General features: G+C 67.6%; 13 protein-coding genes and 1 pseudogene. 8 read left to right on the top strand and 6 right to left on the bottom strand.

Translation table 11 applies throughout. The features are described from left to right. Nucleotides 1-332 precede the first annotated feature (332 nt). From arsB to AMS65_RS10880, 4 genes and pseudogenes are all read left to right on the top strand, one after another. Nucleotides 333-1,423: pseudogene (arsB, locus tag AMS65_RS10895) on the top strand (ACR3 family arsenite efflux transporter). Beyond that, the gene (locus AMS65_RS10890; protein WP_053384202.1) at nucleotides 1,420-2,475 is read left to right on the top strand and encodes a metalloregulator ArsR/SmtB family transcription factor; all 1,056 of its coding nucleotides are present in this window, start codon (nucleotides 1,420-1,422) and stop codon (nucleotides 2,473-2,475) included. The pseudogene arsB and the gene AMS65_RS10890 overlap by 4 nt, the downstream one beginning before the upstream one ends. Next, nucleotides 2,472-3,683, top strand: a complete 1,212-nt coding sequence (chrA, locus tag AMS65_RS10885) for a chromate efflux transporter (protein ID WP_053384201.1) — start codon at nucleotides 2,472-2,474, stop codon at nucleotides 3,681-3,683. Before AMS65_RS10890 ends, chrA begins: the two co-directional genes overlap by 4 nt. Nucleotides 3,684-3,711: 28 nt before the next feature. Then, nucleotides 3,712-4,110: an arsenate reductase ArsC gene (locus AMS65_RS10880; protein WP_053384200.1), complete on the top strand. Its 399-nt coding sequence runs from the start codon at nucleotides 3,712-3,714 to the stop codon at nucleotides 4,108-4,110. A gap of 103 nt (nucleotides 4,111-4,213) precedes the next feature. Here the strand turns inward: AMS65_RS10880 and AMS65_RS10875 are convergent, their stop codons facing one another. The 6 genes from AMS65_RS10875 to AMS65_RS10850 are packed head-to-tail and all read right to left on the bottom strand — an operon-like array spanning nucleotide 4,214 to nucleotide 14,423. After that, nucleotides 4,214-8,017, bottom strand: coding sequence for a CDP-glycerol glycerophosphotransferase family protein (locus AMS65_RS10875; protein ID WP_083451631.1), 3,804 nt, complete (start codon nucleotides 8,015-8,017; stop codon nucleotides 4,214-4,216). A gap of 36 nt (nucleotides 8,018-8,053) precedes the next feature. Then, a complete protein-coding gene (locus AMS65_RS20505) occupies nucleotides 8,054-9,193 on the bottom strand; it encodes an ABC transporter ATP-binding protein (protein WP_306455228.1) in 1,140 nt (379 codons plus the stop codon). Then, entirely contained in the window at nucleotides 9,177-10,040 is an 864-nt protein-coding gene (locus AMS65_RS10865; RefSeq protein WP_053384198.1) for an ABC transporter permease, read from the bottom strand. The genes AMS65_RS20505 and AMS65_RS10865 overlap by 17 nt, the downstream gene beginning before the upstream one ends. A gap of 49 nt (nucleotides 10,041-10,089) precedes the next feature. Beyond that, a complete protein-coding gene (locus tag AMS65_RS10860) occupies nucleotides 10,090-10,818 on the bottom strand; it encodes a DapH/DapD/GlmU-related protein (RefSeq protein ID WP_053384197.1) in 729 nt (242 codons plus the stop codon). A 9-nt stretch (nucleotides 10,819-10,827) separates the two neighbouring features. Then, the gene (locus AMS65_RS10855) at nucleotides 10,828-12,363 is read right to left on the bottom strand and encodes a polysaccharide pyruvyl transferase family protein (RefSeq protein ID WP_053384196.1); all 1,536 of its coding nucleotides are present in this window, start codon (nucleotides 12,361-12,363) and stop codon (nucleotides 10,828-10,830) included. 41 nt (nucleotides 12,364-12,404) lie between these two features. After that, on the bottom strand, nucleotides 12,405-14,423 hold the full coding sequence (locus tag AMS65_RS10850; protein WP_053384195.1) for a glycosyltransferase: 2,019 nt from the start codon (nucleotides 14,421-14,423) through the stop codon (nucleotides 12,405-12,407). A gap of 94 nt (nucleotides 14,424-14,517) precedes the next feature. Here AMS65_RS10850 and AMS65_RS10845 point away from each other — a divergent pair, with 94 nt between their 5' ends. Genes AMS65_RS10845 through AMS65_RS10830 form a run of 4 tightly spaced genes read left to right on the top strand, consistent with a single transcriptional unit; the run spans nucleotide 14,518 to nucleotide 23,793 of the window. Further along, nucleotides 14,518-15,789 (top strand): nucleotide sugar dehydrogenase, encoded by a 1,272-nt coding sequence (locus AMS65_RS10845; protein WP_053384194.1) that lies wholly within the window; start codon nucleotides 14,518-14,520, stop codon nucleotides 15,787-15,789. A gap of 57 nt (nucleotides 15,790-15,846) precedes the next feature. Beyond that, entirely contained in the window at nucleotides 15,847-16,236 is a 390-nt protein-coding gene (locus AMS65_RS10840; protein WP_053384193.1) for an amastin family protein, read from the top strand. A gap of 35 nt (nucleotides 16,237-16,271) precedes the next feature. Continuing rightward, entirely contained in the window at nucleotides 16,272-21,299 is a 5,028-nt protein-coding gene (locus AMS65_RS10835; protein ID WP_053384192.1) for a bifunctional glycosyltransferase/CDP-glycerol:glycerophosphate glycerophosphotransferase, read from the top strand. After that, on the top strand, nucleotides 21,292-23,793 hold the full coding sequence (locus tag AMS65_RS10830; protein ID WP_053384191.1) for a bifunctional glycosyltransferase/CDP-glycerol:glycerophosphate glycerophosphotransferase: 2,502 nt from the start codon (nucleotides 21,292-21,294) through the stop codon (nucleotides 23,791-23,793). Before AMS65_RS10835 ends, AMS65_RS10830 begins: the two co-directional genes overlap by 8 nt. Nucleotides 23,794-23,827 lie beyond the last annotated feature (34 nt).

Here is a 23,827-nt window from a genome sequence, read left to right as displayed (position 1 = left end):
CTCGATTTCGACGGGCTCAATCGGCGGGAACGCGATCCCATGCTCCCTTGATTTCGACAAGCTCAATCAGCGGAAGCCCCCCTTGATTTCGACAAGCCCAATCAGCGGGAGCAAGATCCCACGCTCTCTTGATTCGACAGGCTCAATCGGCGGGAGCCCCCTCGATTTCGACAAGCTCAATCGGCGGGGCGGGCGACAAGCTCAATCGGCGGGGTGGGCGACCAGCTCGACCGGCGGGAGCCTTCCCCAACAGGACCGACCCGGAGATGAACACTCCGTGAAGACCGTCCGTCCGCCTTGCCCCCTATTTAGACATACATCAATATAGATGCATGCCGAAACAGGAAGTCACGGAGGTCGCACCGGCGACGCGCCGGCTCTCGACTCCGGACCGGTGGCTGCCCGCGTGGATCGGGGCCGCGATGGTCGCGGGGCTCCTGCTGGGCAGGTTCGTCCCGGGAGTCGCGGATCTGCTCGCCCGCATGGAGGTGGGCGGGATCTCGGTGCCGATCGGCCTGGGCCTGCTGGTCATGATGTACCCGGTGCTCGCGAAGGTCCGCTACGACAAGATCTCGGCCGTCACCGGCGACAAGCGTCTCCTCGTCTCCTCGCTCGTGCTGAACTGGCTGGCAGGACCGGCGGTGATGTTCGCGCTCGCGTGGCTGTTCCTGCCTGATCTGCCCGAGTACCGAACTGGACTCATCATCGTGGGCCTGGCCCGCTGCATCGCGATGGTGGTGATCTGGAACGACCTGGCCTGCGGCGACAGGGAGGCGACGGCGGTACTGGTGGCGATCAACTCGATCTTCCAGGTCGTGATGTTCTCGGTGCTCGGATGGTTCTACCTCACCGTGCTTCCGGGCTGGCTGAACCTCGACACGCAAGGACTCGAGGTGTCGATGGGGCAGATCGCACTCAACGTGCTCGTCTTCTCGGTGTGCCGCTGGTCGCGGGGTTCGCGTCGAGATGGATCGGCGAGAAGCGCAGGGGTCGCGACTGGTACGAGCAGACGTTCCTCCCCCGGATCGGCCCGTGGGCGCTGCACGGGCTGCTCTTCACGACCGTGCTGCTGTTCGCGCTGCAAGGCGATCAGATCGCGAAGCGGCCGCTCGACGTTATCCGCATCGCACTGCCGCTGCTCGTCTACTTCGCGCTCATGTGGTTCGCCGGGCTTCTGCTCGGCAAGCGTCTCGGCCTCGGCTACGCCCGCTCCACGGCCCTCGCGTTCACCGCTGCCGGCAACAACTTCGAACTCGCGATCGCGGTCGCCATCGGCACCTTCGGCGCGACCTCCGGGCAGGCCCTCGCGGGTGTGGTCGGCCCGCTGATCGAGGTGCCCGTGCTCGTGGGGCTCGTCTACGTCTCGCTCCGGGCGGCTCGCGCCTGGTTCCGCATCGACCCCCACGAAGGGACTCCCTCATGATCGCCGCGCTCGAAACCGACTCCTGCACGCCGGCGGCGACACATGCCATCGGTTCCGAAGCGTCCGCGACCGTCGCCCGCGTTCTGAAGTCGCTGTCCGACCCGCTGCGGCTGCGGATGCTCTCCGCGATCGCGGCCGACCCGCGCGGCGAGTGCTGCGTCTGCGACCTCACCGGACTCGCCGATGTCTCCCAGCCCACGATCTCGCACCATCTGAAGGTCTTGAAGGAGACCGGGATGCTGCTGTCGGAGCGGCGCGGCACCTGGGTCTACTATCGCATCGCTCCGGCCCGGCGCGGCGCGGTGACCGCGCTGCTCGACGCCTTCGCGCCCGCCGCGACGGTCGCCGCCGCCGACGCCGAGGCCGCCGCCGACGCCGACGATTCCGATCAGCGTGCAGAAGCGCTGCGCACGATGGACGGCCGTGTGACCCGCCTCGCCGATGAGCTCGCCGAAGAGCTGACCGACGTGAACCACGACCTCGTGGTTGCGATCGTGCGGGAGTCCTACGCGGGTCTCGTGCGGTCGGCGAGACTCTCCCGGCACCTGATACCGCTCACCGAGCGGTTCGCACGCCAGCGTCTCTCAGACCTCACCCGCGACCGCCAGGGCGGAGTACCACGGGTGCTGTTCGTCTGCGTGCAGAACGCGGGCCGCTCTCAGCTCGCCGCCGCGATCGTGAATCGGCTCGCACGAGGTGACGTCATCGCCCGCTCTGCGGGATCCGCCCCGGCCTCCGACGTGCACCCGCACGTCCGATCGCTCCTCACGCAGATCGAGGGCAAGGGCGACGGCAAGGGCGAGGGCGAGGCGGAGACTGCGTTCCCGAAGCCCCTCACCGATGACGCCGTGCGTGCCGCCGATGTCGTGGTGACGATGGGGTGCGGGGACGTGTGCCCGGTCATCCCCGGTATCCGCTACGAGGACTGGGCTGTCGGCGATCCCGCGCTCGCCTCACCGGAGGGGCTCGCGGCGATCCGCGATGACCTCGAGGGCCGCGTCCGCGCCCTGCTCGACTCCTTGACCCCGGCATCCGGCAGAAGAGCCCGATGAGCGCGGTCGCGGGAGCGCGCGGGTCGGCGTGGGAGGTGTTCCGGGTGTTTCTCGTGCTCGGAATGACCTCGTTCGGCGGACCGGTCGCGCACCTGGGCTACTTCCGCACCGAGCTCGTCGAACGCAGAAGGTGGGTCGATGATCAGGCGTACGCGGATCTCGTCGCGCTCTGCCAGTTCCTGCCCGGCCCGGCATCCAGCCAGGTCGGGTTCGGGATCGGCCTGCACCGCGCCGGGCTGCGCGGTGCAGCGGCGGCCTTTCTCGCGTTCACGCTGCCGTCTGCGGCCCTGATGGTCGCATTCGCCTACGGGGCCTCCCTGATCACCGGCGCGATCGGGCAAGGGGTGCTCTCGGGGTTGAAGATCGTCGCGGTCGCGATCGTCGCGCAAGCGGTGCTCGGTATGGCGAAGACGCTCACCCCGGATCTGCGCCGCGCATCCATCGCGGTCATCGCGGCCGTCGCCGCGCTGCTGGTCGCCGGCTCCGTCGGTCAAATCGTGGCCATCCTGTTCGGCGCGGTCGCCGGCTATCTGCTCTGCCGCGCCCCGGCTGCGGCTGCGGCTGCGGGCGCTGCTCTCCGCTTCCCGGTCCATCGGAGCTTGAGCATCGTCTGCCTCTCGGTGTTCGCCGTGCTGCTGTTCGGCGGGCCGCTGCTCGCCACTGTGACCGGGTCCTCGGGGATCATCCTGTTCGATGCGTTCTATCGCGCCGGAGCTCTCGTGTTCGGCGGTGGACACGTCGCCCTGCCGCTCTTGCAGGCCGGCGTCGTCGCCCCCGGCTGGGTGCCGGATCCTGACTTCCTCGCCGGATACGGTGCCGCCCAAGCGCTGCCGGGGCCGCTGTTCGCCTTCGCAGGCTATCTCGGCGTCATCTCCCAGGTCGGCCCCGGCGGGATCGGCGGTGCGGCGATCGCGCTGGTCGGGATCTTCCTTCCCGGCTTCCTGCTCCTGCTCGGGGTGCTCCCGTTCTGGAGCTCCCTGCGGCGGCGCGCATGGGCGCAGGCCGTGATGCGCGGTGCGAACGCCGCCGTCGTCGGGATCCTCGCCGCTGCGCTCTGCACCCCCGTCTTCTCCACCGCGGTGACCGGCCCGGGATCGTTCATACTTGCGCTGGCCTGCTTCGGGCTCCTCGTCGTCTGCAGGCTGCCGCCCTGGATCGTCGTGATCGCGGGGGCGGTCGGCGGCGTTCTCCTCACCCTCATCGCATAGCGCCACACCGTTCCAGGAAGGAAGCCCTATGAGCACTCCCACCGTGCTGTTCGTCTGCGTCCACAACGCCGGCCGATCCCAGATGGCCGCGGCCTGGCTCCGTCACCTCGCCGGAGACCGCATCGAAGTCAGATCGGCGGGGTCGATTCCTGCCGATCAGATCAATCCCGTCGCGATCGCGGCGATGCAGGAGCTCGGGATCGACATCACCGCAGAGCAGCCGAAGATACTCACCCCCGAGGCCGTGCAGGCCTCTGACGCGGTGGTCACCATGGGCTGCGGGGATGCGTGCCCGTTCTTCCCCGGGAAGCGCTACGAGGACTGGAAACTCGATGACCCCGCGGGGCAGGGCATCGAAGCCGTGCGGCTGATCCGTGACGAGATCCGTGCCCGCGTCGAAGCGCTCATCGCGGAACTGGGAATCTGACGGGCTCGATCGGCGGAAGCGTCCTGCGGCACCCCTTGATCTCGACAGGCTCAATCGGCGGGGGCCAGGATGACGGCACGGGGATGGGGTGCGGAGAACGGGCTCAGCCGACCGGGTCGATGGCCTCCGTGAACATGCGCAGCGAGCGAGCGGTGAAGGCTTCGGGATCGAACGTCTCCGTTCCGGAGAGCCGTCCGTCGGCGACCCGATGCAGCGCCTCGACGAGCCCTTCGAGGGAGATCGGCACGATCGGCCCGAATGCGCCGTCGTGCAGCACGGATCGCGATCCCGGAGTATCGGTCGCAACGACCGGGGCTCCGACTGTGAGCGCTTCGAGGATCACGAGCGGCTGCCCCTCGTGCAGCGAGGGCAGGATCAGGGCGCCCGCCGCTTCGAGGTGCGACTGCGGGTTGGGCACGAGGCCGCGCAGGCGCACGAGGTCGCCGAGTCCCCGTGCCGCGATCTGGCGTTCGAGTTCGAGCCGCAGCGGCCCCTCGCCGAGGCAGGTGATCTTCACGGGGCGGCTGAGCTTCTCCCGGCATGCGGCGAGCGCGTCGAAGAGCTGCGCGTGGTTCTTCTCGTGCGAGAGCCGCGCGATCACGCAGGCGTGCGCCCCCTCGGAGCCGTACCACTCCGCGTCTGCGGGATCGAGGGGGATCTCGGCGAGCGCGCGGATCTCGGCGACGTTGATGGTGTTCTCGATCGTGATGTGCTTCTCGCGCGGCACGCCCAGGTGCTCGTGCATGGTCTCGGCGTTGTAGTCGCGCACCCCGTCGCTCACCGAGGCGCAGAAGGCCATGCGATCCATCGTCAGCAGGCCGGCGCGCAGCCGCGGATACTTGTTCTCGATCTCCTTCCACATCTCGTTGTGGAAGATGATGCCCCGACGTCCGCCGGCGATGCGCACGCCGTCGTTGACGAGCGCGATGTTCTTCGCGTCGTAGGCGCTGAACTCGACGGCCGAGTGGAACACGGCCTGCCCGAAGAGCCGGCGCGCCTCGCGCTCCATGGCGCGCGCGACATGGCGCTTCGCGAGCGGGAAGTCGATGTAGCGCCGGGTGGAGAAGAACTGCAGGGCCTCGCGCTCCATGCGGGTTCCGGAGTACTGCCCCACCTGCGGCAGCACTCGGGCATACCGCCGCACATCCGCGAGCGTGTCGGCCGCGGCGCCCTCGAGCGCGTTGCGGTTCGGCATGAGATACGGGGTGTACTCGCTGCCGTCGAGTGCGGCGATGAGGCTGCGCACAGACCGGGTGATCCCGTTCGGGGGCAGGCCTCCGGTTGAGAGCAGCACGGCGCGCTGATCGTTCTCCGATTCGGTCGACACCCCGGGCGTCCCTCCATCGGGCGCGGGATCGCCGTCGGCGCCGAACAGCAGTTCGACCGCCCGTCGTGCCGAGGTGCCCGTCTCGGGAGAGCTGAAGCGAGTGGTCAGCTCGGCGTACTCGTCAATGAAGCCCTGGCGATCCTGCACCGCCTGCAGCAGCAGCTGGCGCGCCTCCTCGGTGCTGCGCGCGTTGGCGCCGGGCACCTCCTCGGCGCCGAAGTACAGGCCGCGATCTGCGGAGTACTCCTCGATGTCGGCGATGAGCTTGACCACCGGCACGCCCACCGCCGCTGCGTCGAAGAGCACGCTCGAGAAGTCGGTGACCACGGCATCGGCGGCACCGATGAGCTCGTTGGTGTCGAGCTGGGGCGGCACGAACACGAACCCCTCGGGGTCGGAGGCACCGCGGAACGCCTCGCTCACATAGTGGTGCGCGCGCACGGCCACGGTGAGCCCGGGCGCACCGAGCCCGCGTGCGATGTCGACCACCTGCTGCACCTCGGCGTCGCGCTCGGTGAAGGTGCCCTTCCAGGTGGGCATGTACAGCACCAGTCGACCGTCGGTCGGCACGCCGAGAGCATCGCGCAGCTTCGCGCGATCCTCGTCGTTCAGCTTCACCGAGAGATCGTTGCGCGGGTAGCCTCCGCGTACGAACACCTGCGGGATCAGCTGGTCGACGTCGTGTCCGCGCGAGAGGACGTCGAGGGTGTGGGGATCGGGGCCGAGCACCGCGTCGGCGTGCAGGAAGTTGCGGCTGATATTGCCGTAGGCGAAGGGCTCGGAGCGGTTGTCGCGGCCCATCGTCTTCCACGGCACACCGTGCCAGGTGTTGAGATAGCGCTGGCCGTCGCGCTTCGAGAAGCCGTACTCGATCGTCGAGTTGTTGACGATGTATCCGGCGCTCGCCAGATATCGGAAGTGGCCGGGCGAGCCCTTGCGCACGAACACCACGTTCGGGCGATCCAGCAGGGAGGGGTGAATCGCGGCGCCGGGAGCGATGCTCCAGACGTGCAGCAGATCGGCGTACTGCGGATCGTCGAGCAGTTCGCGGCAGATGGCCAGCGGATTGCAGGAGGTGGTGGCTCCGAGCGAGGATTCGTAGAGCACGGTGCGGGGCTGGATCGGCTCCGTCTCGCAGCACTCGTCGTAGAACAGGTCGAGCGGGGAGCCGAGGTCGCTGCGGTCGTCCGCTGTGAACGGCAGCGATGGCAGGCGGTCGCGCTGAGAACGGACGATCGATGCCCACGACAGCTCCCACGCACCACTCGCTGCAAGCTCGGCGGAGAGACGCATCGAGCTGCTCGACAGAAGATCATGGCTGCTGGCACGACGGGCGACCTGTTCGAGGAGTTCTCCCGCGTCACCCGTCCGCGTCGAACCGACGGCTCCTGTGGCCTCGGCGTTCGCGAGCTCCGCGATCCTCTCGGTGGATGCCGTCGCGTTCAGTTCGGCGATCAGCCCCGGCAGCGCCGGGTCGACTTCTTCCTCACCCGCGAGAATCGGCCCGAGCGCGACTCCTCTCAGGTACTGCGTCACCGCCTCTTCGACCAGTCCATCCGCTTGCAGCAGTGTGCCGAAGCGGTAACGGATGAGGGCGCTGCGCTCATGATCGTCCGCTCCTCGATAAGCGTCAAGGGCCTGCCGCGGGCGGTCGAGCAGTTCGAGCAGCATACCCAGCCGCCCCCGGGTCTCGTGGGCGCGGTCTGCTCGCGCGGCCGCGATCCTGAGGTGCTCGAGGGCAGTGTGAAGTTCACCGAGCTGAAAACGCGCCGCCGCACTCAACTCGAGCTGCTCGGTGTCCGAGGTCTCGTCGAGACCGCTCAACAGCGCGGCGACCTCGTCGGCCCGCTGGAACAGTCGGAACTGGTCTTTCGCGATTCTCAATCTGTCGAAGCCGTCCACTTCCAGGGGTGCGTAACGACGGTAGGCGGCTACCGCCTCGTCTCGCATCCCCAGGCGGCTCGCGCAGTAGCCGGCGCTGAGCAACCGCTCGTCATCGGGAGCGAGCCTCGGAAACAGCTGCAGGTGTTCCCAGGCCGCTTCGAGGCGATCCTGCCGGATCAGAGCCTCTCCGAGCCAGATACGCCAGTAGAGCCGCTGCCGTTCATCTGAAGCGAGCGCGATCGACTGCTCGACTGCGTGGATCTCACGGTGCAGGTTGCCGCGAGCACGCTGATTCCAGGCTTCCTCGTCATAGATACGGGCACAGGCGGGATCGCTCTCCTTGGCCCGCTCGATGTAGAAATCACCGAGAGAGAGGGCTCTGCGCAGGTAGTGCGCCTTGGCGATCTCGACGAGCATGGCAGCGGTCGTACCGTCCTGCTCCGCAAGCCGCTGTGCATACATGAGCACAGCCTCCGCACCCTCGCGCTGCTCCACATAGTCGAGGTAGGGCACGAGCGCTTCGGGATAGTCGTGCAGACGGCTCTCGAGGCGCCGCCGCGCGCTCGCCACGAGTCCGGGCGAGAGCCGGTTCGCGGCGCGCAGCAATAGGAAGTCGCGCCGCCAGGGCCGCTCCCGGTCCACGAGCAGGCCGATGCCCTGGGCGACGGATCGCGAAAGCGTGCGCATGGAACTCATCCCTGCGAGTGTACTCGGGAGTGCCTTGCGCCGAGCTCAGTCCCTGATGAACTCGACCTCGGAGTCGGGAGAGAAGAACGCGGTCCCGTGCTGGAAGCGCAGTGACTTGCGGCCGTTCTCGTCGAGGCTCTGCATCTTCCCCGCCACGAATCCCCACTCTCCCGTCGGCCCGCCCGCGGCCGCGTACGCCCGCTGGAAGGCACCGTTGCGAAGACCCTGCGTGGTCTTCAACGATACGGAGGTGAGGATCAGTCCCTCACTGCAGAACTGCAGCAGGCCCCCGCCGTTCTCCTCGACCACGGCGGGCTCTCCCTCAAGCGTGCCGTACTTGTTCGGATGCTCATCAATGAAATCATCCAACGACTCGCGCGGATCGAAATGCCCTTTCTTCGCCTGTTTCAGACGACGGGCGGCCGCACCGCTCGTATTGTCGAGCACCTTGAGCGCCTCTTCGATGGGCCCGTCGAAGATGGCCCGCCCGCGGTGCAGCACCACGCCGCGGTCGCAGAGCTGCTTGACCTGGCTGGCGCTGTGGCTCACGACGAACATGGTGGTGCCACGAGCGCGCATCTCCAGCATGCGGTCGGCGCACTTCTTGCGGAAGGCCGCATCACCGACCGACAGCACCTCGTCGATCAGCAGCACGTCGACCTCGGTGTGCACCGCGACCGAGAAGCCGAGCCGGGCCTGCATACCCGAGGAGTAGTGCTTCACCTCGGTATCGATGAACTCGCCGATCTCCGAGAACTCCAGGATGTCGTCGAAGCGGGCGTCGGTCTCCTTCTTCGACATGCCGAGGATCGCCGCGTTGAGGTAGACGTTGTCGCGACCGGTGAGGTTGGGGTTGAAACCCGCGCTCACCTCGATCAGTCCCGCAACACGACCGCGAGTGCGGACCCAGCCCCTGTCGGGACGCATGACACCGGAGAGCATCTTGAGCGTGGTCGATTTGCCGGAACCGTTGCGTCCCATGAGCGCGATCGACTGCCCAGGCGGCACCTCGAGGGTGATTCCCTCGACGGCGTTGAAGTGCGTGCTGAGCTTTTCGCGCCTCAACAGAGCGAGAAACAGCTCCTTGAACGAGTTGTTGTGCTTGAGCGTGAACGACTTTGTGATGTCGTTCATGACGATGGCGGGCTTCTGCACGGCAGCCGACGTCTCAGAGGTGCTGGGCAAAGTTCCCCTCCATCTTCCGGAACGTGAGCTGTCCGATGAGCAGCGTGACGAGCGCGATTGCGAGACCGATCAGCGCGTTGAGCATGAGGTGGTCCGGCCGCTCCGATCCCGGGGCGAGTGGTAACCAGAACACATCGTGGAAGAGCTCGACGGTCGTGGTGACCGGATTGACCATGTAGAGGTGGTAGAGCCAGGAAGGCGCCAACTCACGCACCAGCTGAGAGGAGTAGAGCACGGGCGAGGCCCAGGTGGAGAACATCAGGATGAGGTCCACGATGTTGCCCGCATCGCGGTAGGCGACATTAATCGCGCCGAAGAACAGCCCGAGTCCGAGCGCGAAGATCATCACGATCAGGAGACCGAGCAGGAAGGCCGCTACCTGCATCCAGGTGACCGTCCAACCGACGATGATGCAGATGACAAGCAGCACAGCCGCCTGCGGCAGGAAGTGGATGAACGCGGCACCGATCGCAGAGACCGGGAAGAGCTCGCGCGGCAGATAGATCTTCTTGACCAGCGAGGCGTTGCCCGTGATCGCATTGGTCGAGTTGCGCAGGGCCTCGCTGAAGAGGTTGACCGTGATGATGCCACCGAAAAGGTACACGTGGAAGTACGGCAGTTCACGGCCGCCGAGCAGCACTCCGATCACCACGTAGTACATGAGGAACTGCGCGGCGGGGCGCACATACGACCACATCCAACCGAGCACCGAGCCGTAGTACCGGGTCGCGACGTTCTTCTTCAGCAACAGCGAGAGAAGATACCGATGCCTGAGGACATCCCAGAGACCCTTGCTCTTGCCCGGAGCGCTGTACTCGGGGTCCGTGAGCGCCGCTTGATACACCACGAGGAAGCAGTCTACTTCGTTTTCCCTGATGACCCTCTGCAGCGATGGATCAGTCGAGCGCCGCAGTGACCGGGCGCAGATCGGGCTGAGCCCGCCACCACGCGATGTGATCGCTCAGCGCGGCGAGGTCGTCCGGCAGCCAATCGTTCCCGGCCAGGAACTCGCCCGTCTCGTAGTGGGCCAGCAGCGCGGCGGCCACCTCGGATCCGCACCCCGCGCGTTCGATGCCCACTGCGTTGACGCCCGTCAGCCGCGGGGGTGTGCCGTACACCTTCCCGAACGGGGGCACGTCACGGGTGACCGGGGTCCCCATGCCCACCATGGCACCCGGGGCAATGACACGACGCTGATGCACGACGGCGTTCATGCCGATGTTGACGCGATCGCCGATCGCGCAGTGCCCGCCGATCGAGACTCCCGCGGAGACGGTCGAGTCGGCCCCGAGCAGCACGTCGTGGGCGAGGTAGGCGCGGTTGAGCACCCAGCTGCGGGCGCCGACGGTGGTCTCCCGATAGGTGCCCTGGTGGATCACGGCTCCCTCGCGGATCACCGCGCCCTCGCGGATGCGCACACCGGCGTGCTGCAGATCCCCGGTCCAGGCCGTGTTCTGCGGCAGGCTCGACATCTCGGGCGGGGCCCCGATCTGGGCACCCGGGCCGATCCAGACCCGGTTCTCGATGATGCAGGGGCCGAGGATCACGGCACCCGGCCCGATCTTCACCTCGTCGCCGACGACGACGCCCTCACCGATGAACGCCAGCGGACTGATCTCGCTCATACGACCCGCCTACTTCCCGCGCAGGCCGCGCAGCTTCAGCCGCACGCGATCCCGCAGCGCAGCCCCCGGGGGCCGCATGCGATGGCGCAACTCACCGTACTGGGCCTGCAGACGCGCGAACTCCTCGCGGGTGTCCGCCAACTGCTTCTCGAGTCGCCCGATCCGCGACGCGTGGTCCTGCTCGGTGAAGGACGCGTTCAGGCGGTAGAGGTTCGTGCCTTCCTGAGCCACGCGGGTCACCGCGAGCAGTTCCTCGTCCCGGGCGTCGGCCCAGGAGAGCTCCGGAGCCGTCGGCAGGTCCTCCCGCACCGCCGATCCCCCATCGCGAATATCGGCAACGATCCCGTCCCACCAACTCGACTGATACTCGCGCTGGGCGAGGCCGACCGCCCGAACCCCCGCCCGGATCTTCTCGCCGTCGTTCCGAAGCGCCGCAAGCGCTCTGGAGCCGAAGAGCGGCGTCCACGCCTCGTAGGGGATCGCGAAGGACTCCATGCCGAGGTTGGCGAGCGCCCCCCGCATGCGGACCGCCGAGTAGTAGCTCGTGACGATCCCGATCGCGGGGGTGCCGACGGCGGCCCCGAACACCACGGGATGGTAGCGCGTCGAAAGGGTGAAGACCGCGCCGGCGGTGACCGCGAGCAGATCCCGCGCCGAGATGATGTCGAAGGAGCGCACTCGACCGCTCGCCGTATAGGCCGCGATCCGCTCGTGTCCGAAGCGGTCACCGTCCTGCCCCAGATCCTCGGTGTCTCCCAGCTTGCCCATGTGCGGCAGCAGCACGACATCGACGTCCTGCTCGGCGACGATCTGGTCGAGCATCACTGCGAGCTTGCGGTAGTACTCCTCGCGAGAGAGGCCCGTGGACCAGGCGTGATAGGTGAAGCTCCCGACGACGTAGCGCTCGGAGAGCCCCAGCAGCTCGCGCGCCTCCTCCGGGCTGCGCGACGGCTCCAGCAGGATCGCATCGTCGAGCGTGTGCACCACGTTGCCGGCGTCGCCGACGATCTCGCGCATCAGGGCGGCCGTCGTCCGCTCCCGGGCGCCGAACGCTCGCGCGTAGGAGGCGATCTCCCCGACCAGCTCACGGTCCTCGGGGAGGAGGTGCGGGCCGACGGTCTGACTGGAGACGTAGAGCGGGATCCCGAAGTGCTCGGCGAGCCGCTTGAGCGTCAGGCGCTCGAAGATGTGGTGCATGCCGCTGGAGTTGAGGTTGCCCCCGCCCGCGATGACCACGGCGTCGGCGGCCCTCACGGCGTCGACGGCACGCACCGCCTCCGCCGGGATCTCGCCCTCGCCGCGCGCCCCGGCCAGGATCGCCTCGAGGTGACGGATCTTCGGCTCGCGCCGGTAGATGGTGCGATAGCCGAACCGGGGCACGGCGTCGACATCGTAGAACGGCGCGGAGATCCCGGGGTCGCCGGCCACGAGAGTGACCTGCACTCCTCGCCTGCGCAACTCGGCGATCGCCACCTCGGTCATCGCCTCGTCGCCCAGATGGTAATTGCCGTTCCAGCTCACATCTCCGATGACGACGACCCTCATGGCTACCTCTGTTTCAATCGCGTGCGGAACCGCTGACCAGCCTAGTCGGTGCGGGACATGCCCGAGCAGGTCTCGAATGCCTCTCGCGCTTCCTCGCCCCGGATCGTTCCTCGACGGTAGCCGGGCAGGAGCACGACTTCGCTCGGGAGGAACCGGTAGTCACCGCCGTCGCTCGCGTAGAGGGCACCCTCGTCGTGGTCGTCGGCCGCGATCGCATCGATCTGGAGCGGGTTGATCCGACGGTAGTCCCGCAACCCGGGAGCGTCGGGCGGCAGATAGACGAATCGCCACGTCCGGGCGAGCACCCCCGCGGGGAAGGGCTGCCGCTCGCGCGGGGAGAGACCGGTGGCCACGAGCAGACGCGCGTGCTTCATCAGGATGAAGTGCCGCACGCTCCCGCTCCGCACCGTCCGCAGACCGCGGAAGGCGCGTCGGTCGGGGGCGGTATCGACCACGCACCAGATGTTCGGGGCGTCGGGTCGAGCCTCATGCAGGCTCCGGCACATCTCCGGCAACCACGAGGCGCCACCTGCCTCATCGGAGAAGACCCAGGCCCCGGCGAAGCGCCGGCCGTAGCCGGTCACCGCGGCGAGTCTCAGCGGCACCGAGTAGCGGAGCCTCGCGATCGCACGCCGCAGCTGCGAGGCCCGGGACGGCACCGGAGCGCTCGGCTGCGGAGCCGCGGCTCCCCGCGGCTTGCTCTGCCCGAGCTTCGCCCGTATCTCGGCCGCCGTGAACGGCCTGCCGCCCAGCTCGAAGACGAAGCCGTCCGAGCTGGACAGCACGGCCGCTCCCGGCTCCGCCGGGGAGAGTCGCAGGATGTGCTGATAGGTCCAGGTCGTGCCGAGATACTCGACGCGACGTGCTTTCGCTTCGCGGATCTCGGCGCCACCCGCCTCCAGATCGCTGGGCGCCTCCTGCGCATCGGAGTAGAAGCCCACCCGCAACGACACCGCGGGGTCCCCGCTCAGACGCTCGACGGGAGAGCGGCGCAATCCGGGCCGTGCAGCCGCGAGCCAGGCCATCCGCACGTCCAGGGGAACATCGAAGATGCGGAAGGCCTCGATGCGGTCGACGCCCATGCGCCGCAGGTTCTCGGTGATCTCCGCGCGGATCTCGTCGAGGATCTCCTGGGCGACGCCGTAGACGGGCGAATCAGTCTGACGGTTCCGGCGGAAGAGATAGAAGGTGAAGTACAGCAGGGTGTTCGCCAGCCACTGCGGGCACTCGGGCCCTGCCGATTCGAGCAGGGCCCGGTGCGTCACCCCGAAGACCGTCGTGAAGCGCGCGATGTTGCGCTCCTGGGTCTTCACGATCGAAGAAGCGTCGACGCGTCGCTGATAGCAGTACTCCGCCGAGGGCACCAGCACGTACCGCGCCCCGTTCAGCAGCAGGTATCGCATGATGAAGTCGGCGTCCGAGGCCGTCGGCAGATCCTCGCGCACCCGCTGCCGGTGCTCGGTGATGCGCTCGGCGCTGAAGAAGACCGTCCCTCCGAGCGTCTGGATGTCGTCGGGAGTCTCGAGCAGGTCGACCACGCGACGCCCGCCGCCCGCGTACTTGGAATCGAGCGGATGGCGGATATCCCGCCGCTGCGGATCCTGCAGGCGGATGCGGCCCACGAACATGAGTTCTTCCGGGTGCTCCGCTCGAGCGGACTCGATCTCCGCCAGATAGCCCGGCGCCAGTCGGTCGTCGGGATCGGGTGACGAGATCCAGGCCCCCCGAGCGCGCGCGATCCCCGCGTTCCTCGCCGATGCCACCCCGCCGTTGCGCTTCACGACGATGCGCACGGCGTAGTCGCTGTCCGCCGCCCACTCCCGCACCACGTCCTCGGATCGTTCCGGGCAGCCGTCGATCACGAAGATCACCTCGTACCCCGAGTGATCGGCCGTCTGGGCGTCGAGCGAGGCGAGGAACTCCGGCAGGTACTCCTCCACCCGATAGCAGGCGAGGATCAGCGTGGTGTGCGGCGCGCGCGCCTCCCACTCCGCGTCCGCAAGATTGAGATCGTCGGCCAGGATCGGCTCATCTCGAGCATCGATTGGATCCCTGCTCATATGCCCCCGATACCCGTGACTTCAAGCCCACAATCTACCACCGGGGCGCTCCGGCAAGTTCGTCAACACAGGTGTTCCAGTTTAGAATGTGCTGGTGAACAGTTCAGCTGCACCCAAGCTCATCGTCATCGGCCAGGGCTACGTAGGCCTTCCGCTCGCCGTCAGGGCGGTCGAGGCCGGCTACGACGTCATCGGCATCGATTTCGATCAGCGCCGCATCGATGCGCTGAACCGGGGAGAGTCGTACGTCGAGGACATCTCGAACGACGCGCTCACCGCCGCGCGCGACTCGGGGCGGTACCGCGCCACGAACAGCTACGACGAGGCGGCTGGATTCGACTACGCGGTGATCACCGTGCCCACCCCGCTCAAGGACTCGCTGCCCGACCTGAGCTTCATCGAGAGTTCGGGCGCCTCGCTGGCCCCGCACATCACCCCTGGCGCGACGGTGGTGCTCGAGTCGACCACCTACCCCGGCACCACGCAGGAGCTGCTGATCCCGATTCTCGAGCAGGGCTCGGGCCTCACCGCCGGCAGCGATTTCCACGTGGGGTACAGCCCGGAGCGCATCGATCCGGGCAACCAGAAATTCAGCTTCAAGACCACCCCGAAGATCGTCTCGGGTATCGACGAGGCCTCCCTGAAGCGGGTCGACCAGCTCTTCTCCGACCTCGTCGACCGGACGGTGCCGGTGAGCACCCCGCGCGAGGCCGAGATGGCCAAGCTGCTCGAGAACACCTTCCGGCATGTCAACATCGCCCTCGTCAACGAGCTCGCCGTGTTCGCGCACGAGCTGGGGGTCAACGTCTGGGAGGCCATCGACGCTGCGGCTACCAAGCCCTTCGGCTACATGAAGTTCACTCCGGGCCCCGGTGTCGGGGGTCACTGCCTGCCGATCGATCCGAGCTACCTCTCGTGGAAGGTGCGCACCGAGCTCGGCCGCAACTTCCGCTTCGTCGAGCTGGCGAACGACGTCAACGAGCACATGCCCGACCACGTGGTGCAGCGCACGATGCACCTGCTCAACGACGAGGGCAAGGCGCTCAAGGGATCGAACGTGCTGCTGGTGGGCGTGGCCTACAAGAAGGACTCCGGCGACTCCCGCGAATCGCCTGCGCTGCGGATCATCGAGCTGCTGGGCCAGTACGGCGCGCGCGTGCTCGGCGTCGACAGCCACGTCGAGGATCATCGCTGGCCGGCGGGGGCCGAGCGCGTCGAGCTGACCCCCGACACACTCGCCGAGGCCGACGTGGTGATCGTGGTCACCGATCACTCCGACATCGACCTGTCGCTGCTCGTCGATGCGCCGCTCCCGGTGTTCGACACCCGCAACAGCGTGCAGGGAAGCAATATCCACCGGCTCTAGTGACCGCGGCCCGCACGTCGGGCATCCCGGGCCGAACAGAACCGCAAAAGAAGGATCATGCGCCTCTCCTCTCAACGCCAGCTCATCGCGATCGTCGTGCTCGGCGCCTGCGTGCTCGCCACCGCGGCCGTCTGCCTCTTCGCCCCGCTGCGCATCGCACTGCTCGCGCTGCTCGTAGTGCCTGCCGTCTGCAGTCTTGTGGTCCTCGTGTTCCTGCGGAAGACCCTCACCGCGGTGTATCAGCTGCGCGATTCTCTCCGGGGCGGGATCGACACCGATACGACCGCGACCAGCGAGGCGGTACAGCGCGAGTTGACCGATGTCACCGCTCGACTCGACCGCATCGAGCAGCATCTCCCCGAGCGGATCGCCGCGCGCCTGGCGTTCGAGAACGCCCAGCACGACCGGAGAACCCCGGTCGCCTCGGACTCCCCGGCGGAGCAGTAGCCGGCGCATCCATGCCGCCTCACGCGAACGCACCGATGGACCCGACCGGAACGCCTGCCTCTGGAGCACTCCGCGAGCTCACCCCGGCCGAGTTCCTGCATGTCAACCGTCTCGAGCCCTGGCGGATGCTCTCGCTGGGCGGACGGCTTCGTTCGTACGACGTGCTCGAGTACCTCGTCGCACGCGCCACCGGCGGCACCCTCGGCTGGCGGGGGGCACTCGAGAAGATCGAGTCCGACGGATCCCGCGAGCAGTTGCTGCGCTGGAACGCCCCTCACCTCGCCTGCGCGGCGCTGCTGGCGTGCGTGCTCGATCCGAGCCCCCGGCACTTCGATGCAGCCGCGACCGTGCTGCAGGCGCTGACCGGCGAGTCGAAGCTGTGGACGCAAGCAGCCGTGCACCCTCTGCGTCTGGCCGCCCAGATCGCAGCCATCACCGACTCCCATGCGCTCTTCCAGGAGCTCGTCAAGCTGCCGTTCCTCCCGCCGGGAGTGGCTTGGGCCGGCGAGACCGACTTCCTTCGTCCGCAAACGCCGGCGGAGTGGGGTCTGCACCGCAGTGCTGACGGGTCGGAGGGGATCCCGGATCAGTTCAGCCTCTGGTGGAGCGCTTTCAACGCACCGTTCACCGAACACGGGCTGCCGCCGTACGAGTTGCACCCCGCGCGTCTTCGCGACCTCGAACAGGTCTTCGCGGCGATCGAGGCCCCCGAGGTCGCACTCGCCGAGATCCCTCTCGACGAGCAGCCGCTCGTCACCGTCATCGTTCCCACCTATGCTCCCGAGGCGAGTTTTCTCCACACCGTCTCATCGCTCACGCGACAGTCCTGGTCGAACCTCGAAGTGCTGATCATGGACGACTGCTCACCTTCCGGTCAAGAGTTCCTCGAGGCCGCCACCGCCTCGGACGCCCGCGTGCGCGTGATCCGCATGGAGCAGAACGGCGGAGCTTACCGGGCGAGGAACGCCGGTCTGCGCGCAGCCCGCGGAGACTTCGTCACGTTCCAGGACGCCGACGACCTTTCGCACCCGAAGCGCATCGAATTGCAGGTGCTGCCGCTGCTCAATGACCCCACCCGGGTCGCTTCGGTGTCTCGGGCCCAGCGCGTGCTGACGGATGGCAGGCTCACCTATTTCGGTTACCTTCCGCACCGCGTCAATGCCTCTTCCCTGCTGTTCCGCAGGGTTCCGGTGCTGAACCGCCTGGGCCGCTTCGACGCGGTGCGCAAGGGCGCCGATTCGGAGTTCGCAGAGCGCTTGATCGGCGCATTCGGTGCCGAAGCGATCATCGAGAGACCCGAGCCGCTCAGCCTGGTGCAGCTGACACTCGGCTCGCTCTCCCGCTCGGACTTCCGCCCCGACTGGATGTCGGGCAACCGCTTGAGCTATCTGCGCCAGTTCCGTGCGGCCCATCGTCGGATCGCCGCGCAGCCCGAACCTCAGTGGGATCTGAACGACGCGCGTCCGGCCATCAGCTGGTCTTCGCCCGGGATGCGCGGAGAGCCGCCCCGTCAGCACCTCGCAGCCGCTGTGGTCTCGGACTGGAACAACAACCTGGCCGCGCTCCGCGACGCACCATCGGTCATACGCGAGCTCGCCGGCGACGCCCCAGGCCCTATCGGCCTGCTCAACGGCATGCGTCCTCGGTTCAGCTCGATGAGCCGCGCCGCGATCACCGCGGAGCTGACGGAGAGCGTCGAGCAAGGCCGCGCGGCCTGGATGAACTGGGCGGATGCGACGAGCGTGGGCACGCTGATCTTCGACAACCCCGAGTTCCTCTGGGCGCTCCCCCACTCCGGCGAACTCGGTGTGACCGCGGAGCACGTCGAGATCGTGCTCGACGAGTTCCTGCGGCGCACGGACTCACCGGCACTGCCACCGATCGGGTGGTGCGAGGACCGGGTGCGCGAGCGCTTCGGGGTACGCCCCACCTGGCGCGTCTCATCGCACTCGCTGCTGTCCCACCTGCGCGCACGCGGGAGCACCGCAGAGCTGCTGGACGGCGCCGAGAACACGAGCGCGACGCAGGCGGCTCCGCCCGCCCGCCCGGTGATCGGCGTCCCGCTGCCCGCCCGCGCCGATCGCGCTCGATGGGATTTCGAGCGCGTACTCGAGATGCTGCCTCAGGAGGATGTCGCCGAGACCGTCTTCTACGATGAGGCCGGGCTGCTCGATGCGCCCGATGCGGTGGACCCGGCCCTCCGGCAGATCCGCGTGCTGCGTCAAGAGGACTGCGACCGCGGCGAGTTCCTGCGGCGCGTGGATATCCTGCTCCCCGACCTGTTCGGGCAGCGCCTGCTCGCAGCGGAGTCATGGATCCGTCGCTGCCGCCGCACCGATGTGCGTCTCCTCCTCCCCCACGGCCTCGAGACCGCTCAGCAGGCGCGAGTGCTGCGTTATCCCCCTCTAGCCTCGCGCGAGATCCTCTCCTCGATCGCACTCGACCCGTCCTACGTCGCGCGCGTCGCCGAGGATCCGTTCCCGCAGCAGTCGTCCGATCCGGGGATCCGCTTCCTGATCCTCGGATCGGATGATCCGACTCAGCTGAAGGCCACCGAACAGTCGATCCGAGAGCTCCGCAGCGCAGTCGGCAACGACATCCGGCGGCTCCGCGGGGAGCGCCTGGGAGACGTGCTCAGCCTCGGGGCCCTCGATGGGCTGTCCGCATCCGACCGCGTCTGCCTCGTGCCGGCGGGCACACGATTCGAGCCCACGGCATTCGACGCTTTCGACACCGCCAGCGGCGAGGACTTGCACGTCTTCACCGAGGCCGCCTACGAGTATCGGCTCAACGGCGAACTCAACGGGCTGCGGACGGTCATCGCGAGCAGCGGCGCCCCGCTCTGGACGGGTGCCACCGCCAATCTCGTACGCGCCGACGTGCTCGCCGCCGTTGCCCGCCGCCATGCCGACTGCGGTATCCGGACCCTCTCCTTTGCTGCGGCAGTGTCCATCACCGGCGGCTACGGCGTACTCGGCGGGGTCCATTCGCCCGAGACTCACGAGGATCGTGCGGACGAAGCGCCCGAGGCGCTCACGATCGACTGGTATACGGATTTCGTTCGGGAATGGGCGCACCTGCTGCAGGACTCCCGCGATCTCGGTCCGGCGAACGAGTATCTGCAGGAGGTGTTCGTCCACCTGCTGGCGGTACGCCTGCGGCTCAACAGCGGCCCTGGCCAGAAGCTCACCCTGTCCGACGAGGCGTACTCCTCTTACTCCCGTTTGTTGGGCCGCGCCCTCGGCGACGTCGCCGATGCTCGTGTCTGGGCTCCGCGCCCCCAGAGCCGCATCTCCTCTCCGGCGCTGCGCAAGCATCTGCTCCGTCTGAAGCATCAGCAGGCCTTCGCACCCGTGCAGGGCGCCGACGATGACGGGCCTGTCACCACGTTCAACGGCATCGAGCTCGAGCGACCGAGCAGCGTGCGCGTCACGATCGACGCCATGCACGTACGGAACGGCACCCTCACGGTACGGGGCCGGCTGCCCCTGGTCTTCGACTACCCGGGGTATTCTCTCGTGCTGCGAACCGGTGAGCAGGTGCTCCCCCTGCCCGATCTGGGGCGATTCGCCGATGTGCTGCTGCACGGCCGCGTGCTCAACCGCGGGCGCACCTTCGACGTCGATATCCCGCTGTCGCAGCTCGGTGATCGGCTGGAGTTCTGCTACGAGCGAGAGGGGTCCTCGGTACCGCTACGCCTGTACTTCGCTCGCGCGACCGCGAGGCTCAGCTATCAGCGAGGCGCATACTGGGCGATCCGCGGAGCGGTGATCCTCACCCCGGCCTACCGCAGGATCGAAGTCGCCCCGTATTCTCGGCGACGACTGATCGCAGCCGAGTTGCGCAGGCAGCGCTTCCTCCGGGGCTCCCACGACCCCGTGCAGGTCTCTGCTGCGCGTCTCCGCATCAAGTACTTCCTGACTCGGCGACGCTTCGCGCGCAAGCGCATCTGGATGTACGCCGACCGTATCGCGAAGGGCGGGGACAACGGGGAGTACGCCTTCGCCTTCGCCGTCGACCAGAACGACGGGATTGAGAAGCACTATGTGCTGGGCCGGGGCACCTCTCTCGAGCAGCACTTCACCGAGAAGGGCCTGAGTTATCTGCCGTACGGCACCGACGAGCAGCGGCTGCACTACCTCAACGCCGACGTCGTCTTCGCCACGCGCCTGTCGCCCACGGACACCTTCGGCTTCCAGCAGGATCAGAAGCATTTCCGCGACCTCTTCGATGCGCGACTGGTCTACATCAATCACGGTCTCGTCGTCGACCGTCTCGATTACGTACTCAACGCCGGGTATACCGATTTCGATCGCGTCTGCGTCGTCTCCGAAACCGAGCGCGACAACCTGCTGACGCCCTCCTACGGCTATCGTCCGGAACAGGTCGAGGTCACGGGGTTCGCGCGCTACGACGGGCTGAAGTCGAACCCGCAGCGCATGCTGCTGCTCGCGCCGACCTGGCGAGCCTATCTGCACAACCCTCAGCAGGGCGACCGGCAGGCCGATGAGCATCGGGCCTTCCGCCGCACCGCCTACTTCCGAGTGTTCGATTCCCTCATCCGCAACCGGCGGCTGCGCGAAGCTCTGCACCTGCACGGCTACCGTCTCCTCTTTCTGCTGCACCCCAATGCCAGCTCTCAACTGGCCGACTTCACGTCGAACGATGAGCGGATCTCGGTGCGCGCTGCCACCGACGATGTCAGCTATGAAGACCTGCTGACCGCCGCCGACCTGATGATCACGGACTACTCCGGGGTTCAATTCGATTTCGCGCACATGCGCAAGCCCGTCGTCTACTACCAGCCGGACTCGATCCCTCCCCACTACCGCGAGGACTCCTTCGACTACACGCGAGATGCCTTCGGCGAAGTCGCCACGACCGAGGAAGAGCTGGTCTCCGTGCTCATCGAATACCTGGAGCACGACTGCGCCATCGCTCCCCGCTACGAGCAGCGCATCGAACGGTTCTTCGGTCAGATCGACCATCAGAACGCGAAGCGCATCTATCGAGTGGGACGCGGAGTCGACCCCCGACCGGGTGAGGAGCCGCACCGTGGATAGTCCCGTCTCGACCCACACCAACCGCGAGGCGAGCGTCTGGGACAGCACGACACCTCACACGAGTCTGATCATCGCATGCTATCGCGTCGCCGAGTATCTCCCCGCCTTCTTCGCCTCGTTGGAGGAGCAGACCGCCGAGCACGCCGGCTACGAGCTCATCTTCGTGATCGACGGCTGTCCGGAAGACTCAGAAGGCGCGGTACGCGCGTGGATGGCCACCACCGACTACCCGGTCCGCATCCTCTCGAAGCCCAACGGTGGCGTCGCATCGGCCCGCAACGCCGGACTCGAGTGGGCGCGCGGAGCATGGATCAGCCACCCAGATCCGGATGATCGCCTCGATCCCGGCTACCTGTCCGAGGTAGAGCGGGCGCGAGCAGCGTTTCCGAACGAGACGATGTTCGCGGCGCGTGCGATCCTGACCTCCCCGGCGGGCGAGGAGATCGGACACACCCTCGACGCCAGATACGTCGACGCCGAGAACTCCGTGATCGACCTGCACGCCGAGCCTCGGAAGATCCACACCCTCGGCGGCGTCGCATTCTTCAAGCGCTCGGTGGTCGAGATGCACGGGCTGCGTTTCGACGAACGGATCCTGCAATCGTCCGATACCGACTTCATCGGCCACTTCCTGCTCTGCAGCGACAGCCGATATGTACTGGTGCCGGGTGCCCGCTACCTGTATCTGCGTCGCGCGGACGGATCCTCGATCGTCTCCGCCCAGAGCGGCAACATGTCGCGCTACGCCTCTCTCTTCGGAGTCTCCCATCGGGGACTCCTCGACCGAGCGGGCGAGGAGTGCCCCGCATGGCTGGGGAATCTCCTGCTGTACTTCGTGTTCATGCTGTTCAGACGAAATCGTCGCCGAGACTCACCGGTCGATCTGGCGGGCGAGGGAGAACTCGCGAGGATCAGAGACGCACTCGCGCACAATCTCGCAAGGATTGGAGCCGAACGGATCCGAGGCTTCGATATCTTCGCGGTACCGCTGGAGTTCCGGATGGCCTGGCTCGCCGCGGTCGGCGATATCGAGGCCTCCCCCGTGGAACACCTGCTGTGGTATCCGGCGTCGGGTTCGCGCCGCGTCGCGATCTACTCGACGCAGCCGGTGTCTCCCATCGGCCTGCGTCCCCGCGACAGCACCGCCAAGATCATCGACCAGAAGCGCCGCCCGATCGAGTTCCTCGGCAGCACCTGGGTCTATCAGCACGTGTTCGTGTACCGGTCCGCATCCGCCTCTCAGACCCGGTTTGTCTGCGATGCGGGGTTCTCACTCGAGTTCGGCGGGACTGTGCTCGGCGCCGCTGACATCCGGAAGCAGAGCGGTCTCGAGAGCCCGATCGCGGTACAACCCCCGAAGCCGACGCGGAGCCCGACGACACCCGCGGCTCCGAGCGGAAGGCGCAACGCGTTGCTCACGGGCCTCAGCCGACTCCGCCGGCAGCAGATCTGGATCTTCTCCGTCGACGAGCAGAGCGACCCCGCGCAGTGCGAAGCACTGCACGAATACACCGCGCGTCACCTCCCCGATGTCGAGGCTCGTTTCGTCGTGGCGGAGGGTTCTCGGCACGTCGGACCGCTGCGCGCCTCGGGCATCGAGACGGTCGCCGAGGGCTCCGCGGTTCACCTCGATCTGATGCGCCGCGCCCAGATGGTCTTCGCCCCTCGCATCAATCGCTCCGTACTCGATCCCTTCCCCGGGCAGGGGCTGCGCCGCACCTGGCGAACCGCGCTGCTGCCGCACGCCGAGCTCGACCGCCTGTCCTATCGCGACGACTCAACGGCCCGGGCCGACTTCGTACCGGTCTCCTCAGCGCTCGAGCTGGAGCGGGTGGGCGGCCGGTACGGCGCGTCACTCGTGATGCCCCGCAGCGTCCGCCTGACCGGGCTGCCGCGCCACGACCTGCTCGAGGCGGCGCGCGTCGAACCGTCCGCACTCGTGATCGCACCGAGCTGGCCACGCGCGCTCAAGCACCCGGCGATGCTGGATGCCGAAGCGCTCGCCGAGCTGCGGGCGACCGATTTCGTCGCCGAATGGCGTACGGTGCTGCAGATGCCGGAGCTGCGATCGGCGGCTCGCCGCGTCGTGCTCCTGCTGCCGGACGGCGCCCCTCGTGACCTTTTCGCCGCAGCCGGCATCGAGGTCGCCTCCAGTCTCACGGAAAAGGCGACCGCCCTCGGCTCCGCCGCCACCGTTCTCACCGACTACTCCGCCTCCGCCGCACTCGACGCCGCATACCTCGGACGACCGACGGTGTATCTGCAGACTGCGCCGTCCCATCACCTCGGAGCCCCGGACAGCCCGATGAGCCGGGCCGCCGCATTCCGCGAAGAGGGGTTCGGGCCAGTGGTATCAACCGCGGCGGCCGCGCTCGAGGAGACGGTACGGCTGAGCGAACACGTTCCGGATCGGTACCGGCGCCGTATCGATGGCGCCTTCGAGCACCGCGACGGCCGCGCACGCGAGCGCCTGGTGCAGGAACTGAGGCGGTGAACGGACGGTTCTCCCGAAGTCGCGAGCGCAGGTT

The sequence above is a fragment of the Leucobacter celer subsp. astrifaciens genome (assembly GCF_001273835.1).
GTDB classification, from domain to species: domain Bacteria; phylum Actinomycetota; class Actinomycetes; order Actinomycetales; family Microbacteriaceae; genus Leucobacter; species Leucobacter celer.
The sequence above is the reverse complement of the archived record's forward strand: the minus strand, read 5'-3'. Positions and strand labels throughout refer to the sequence as shown.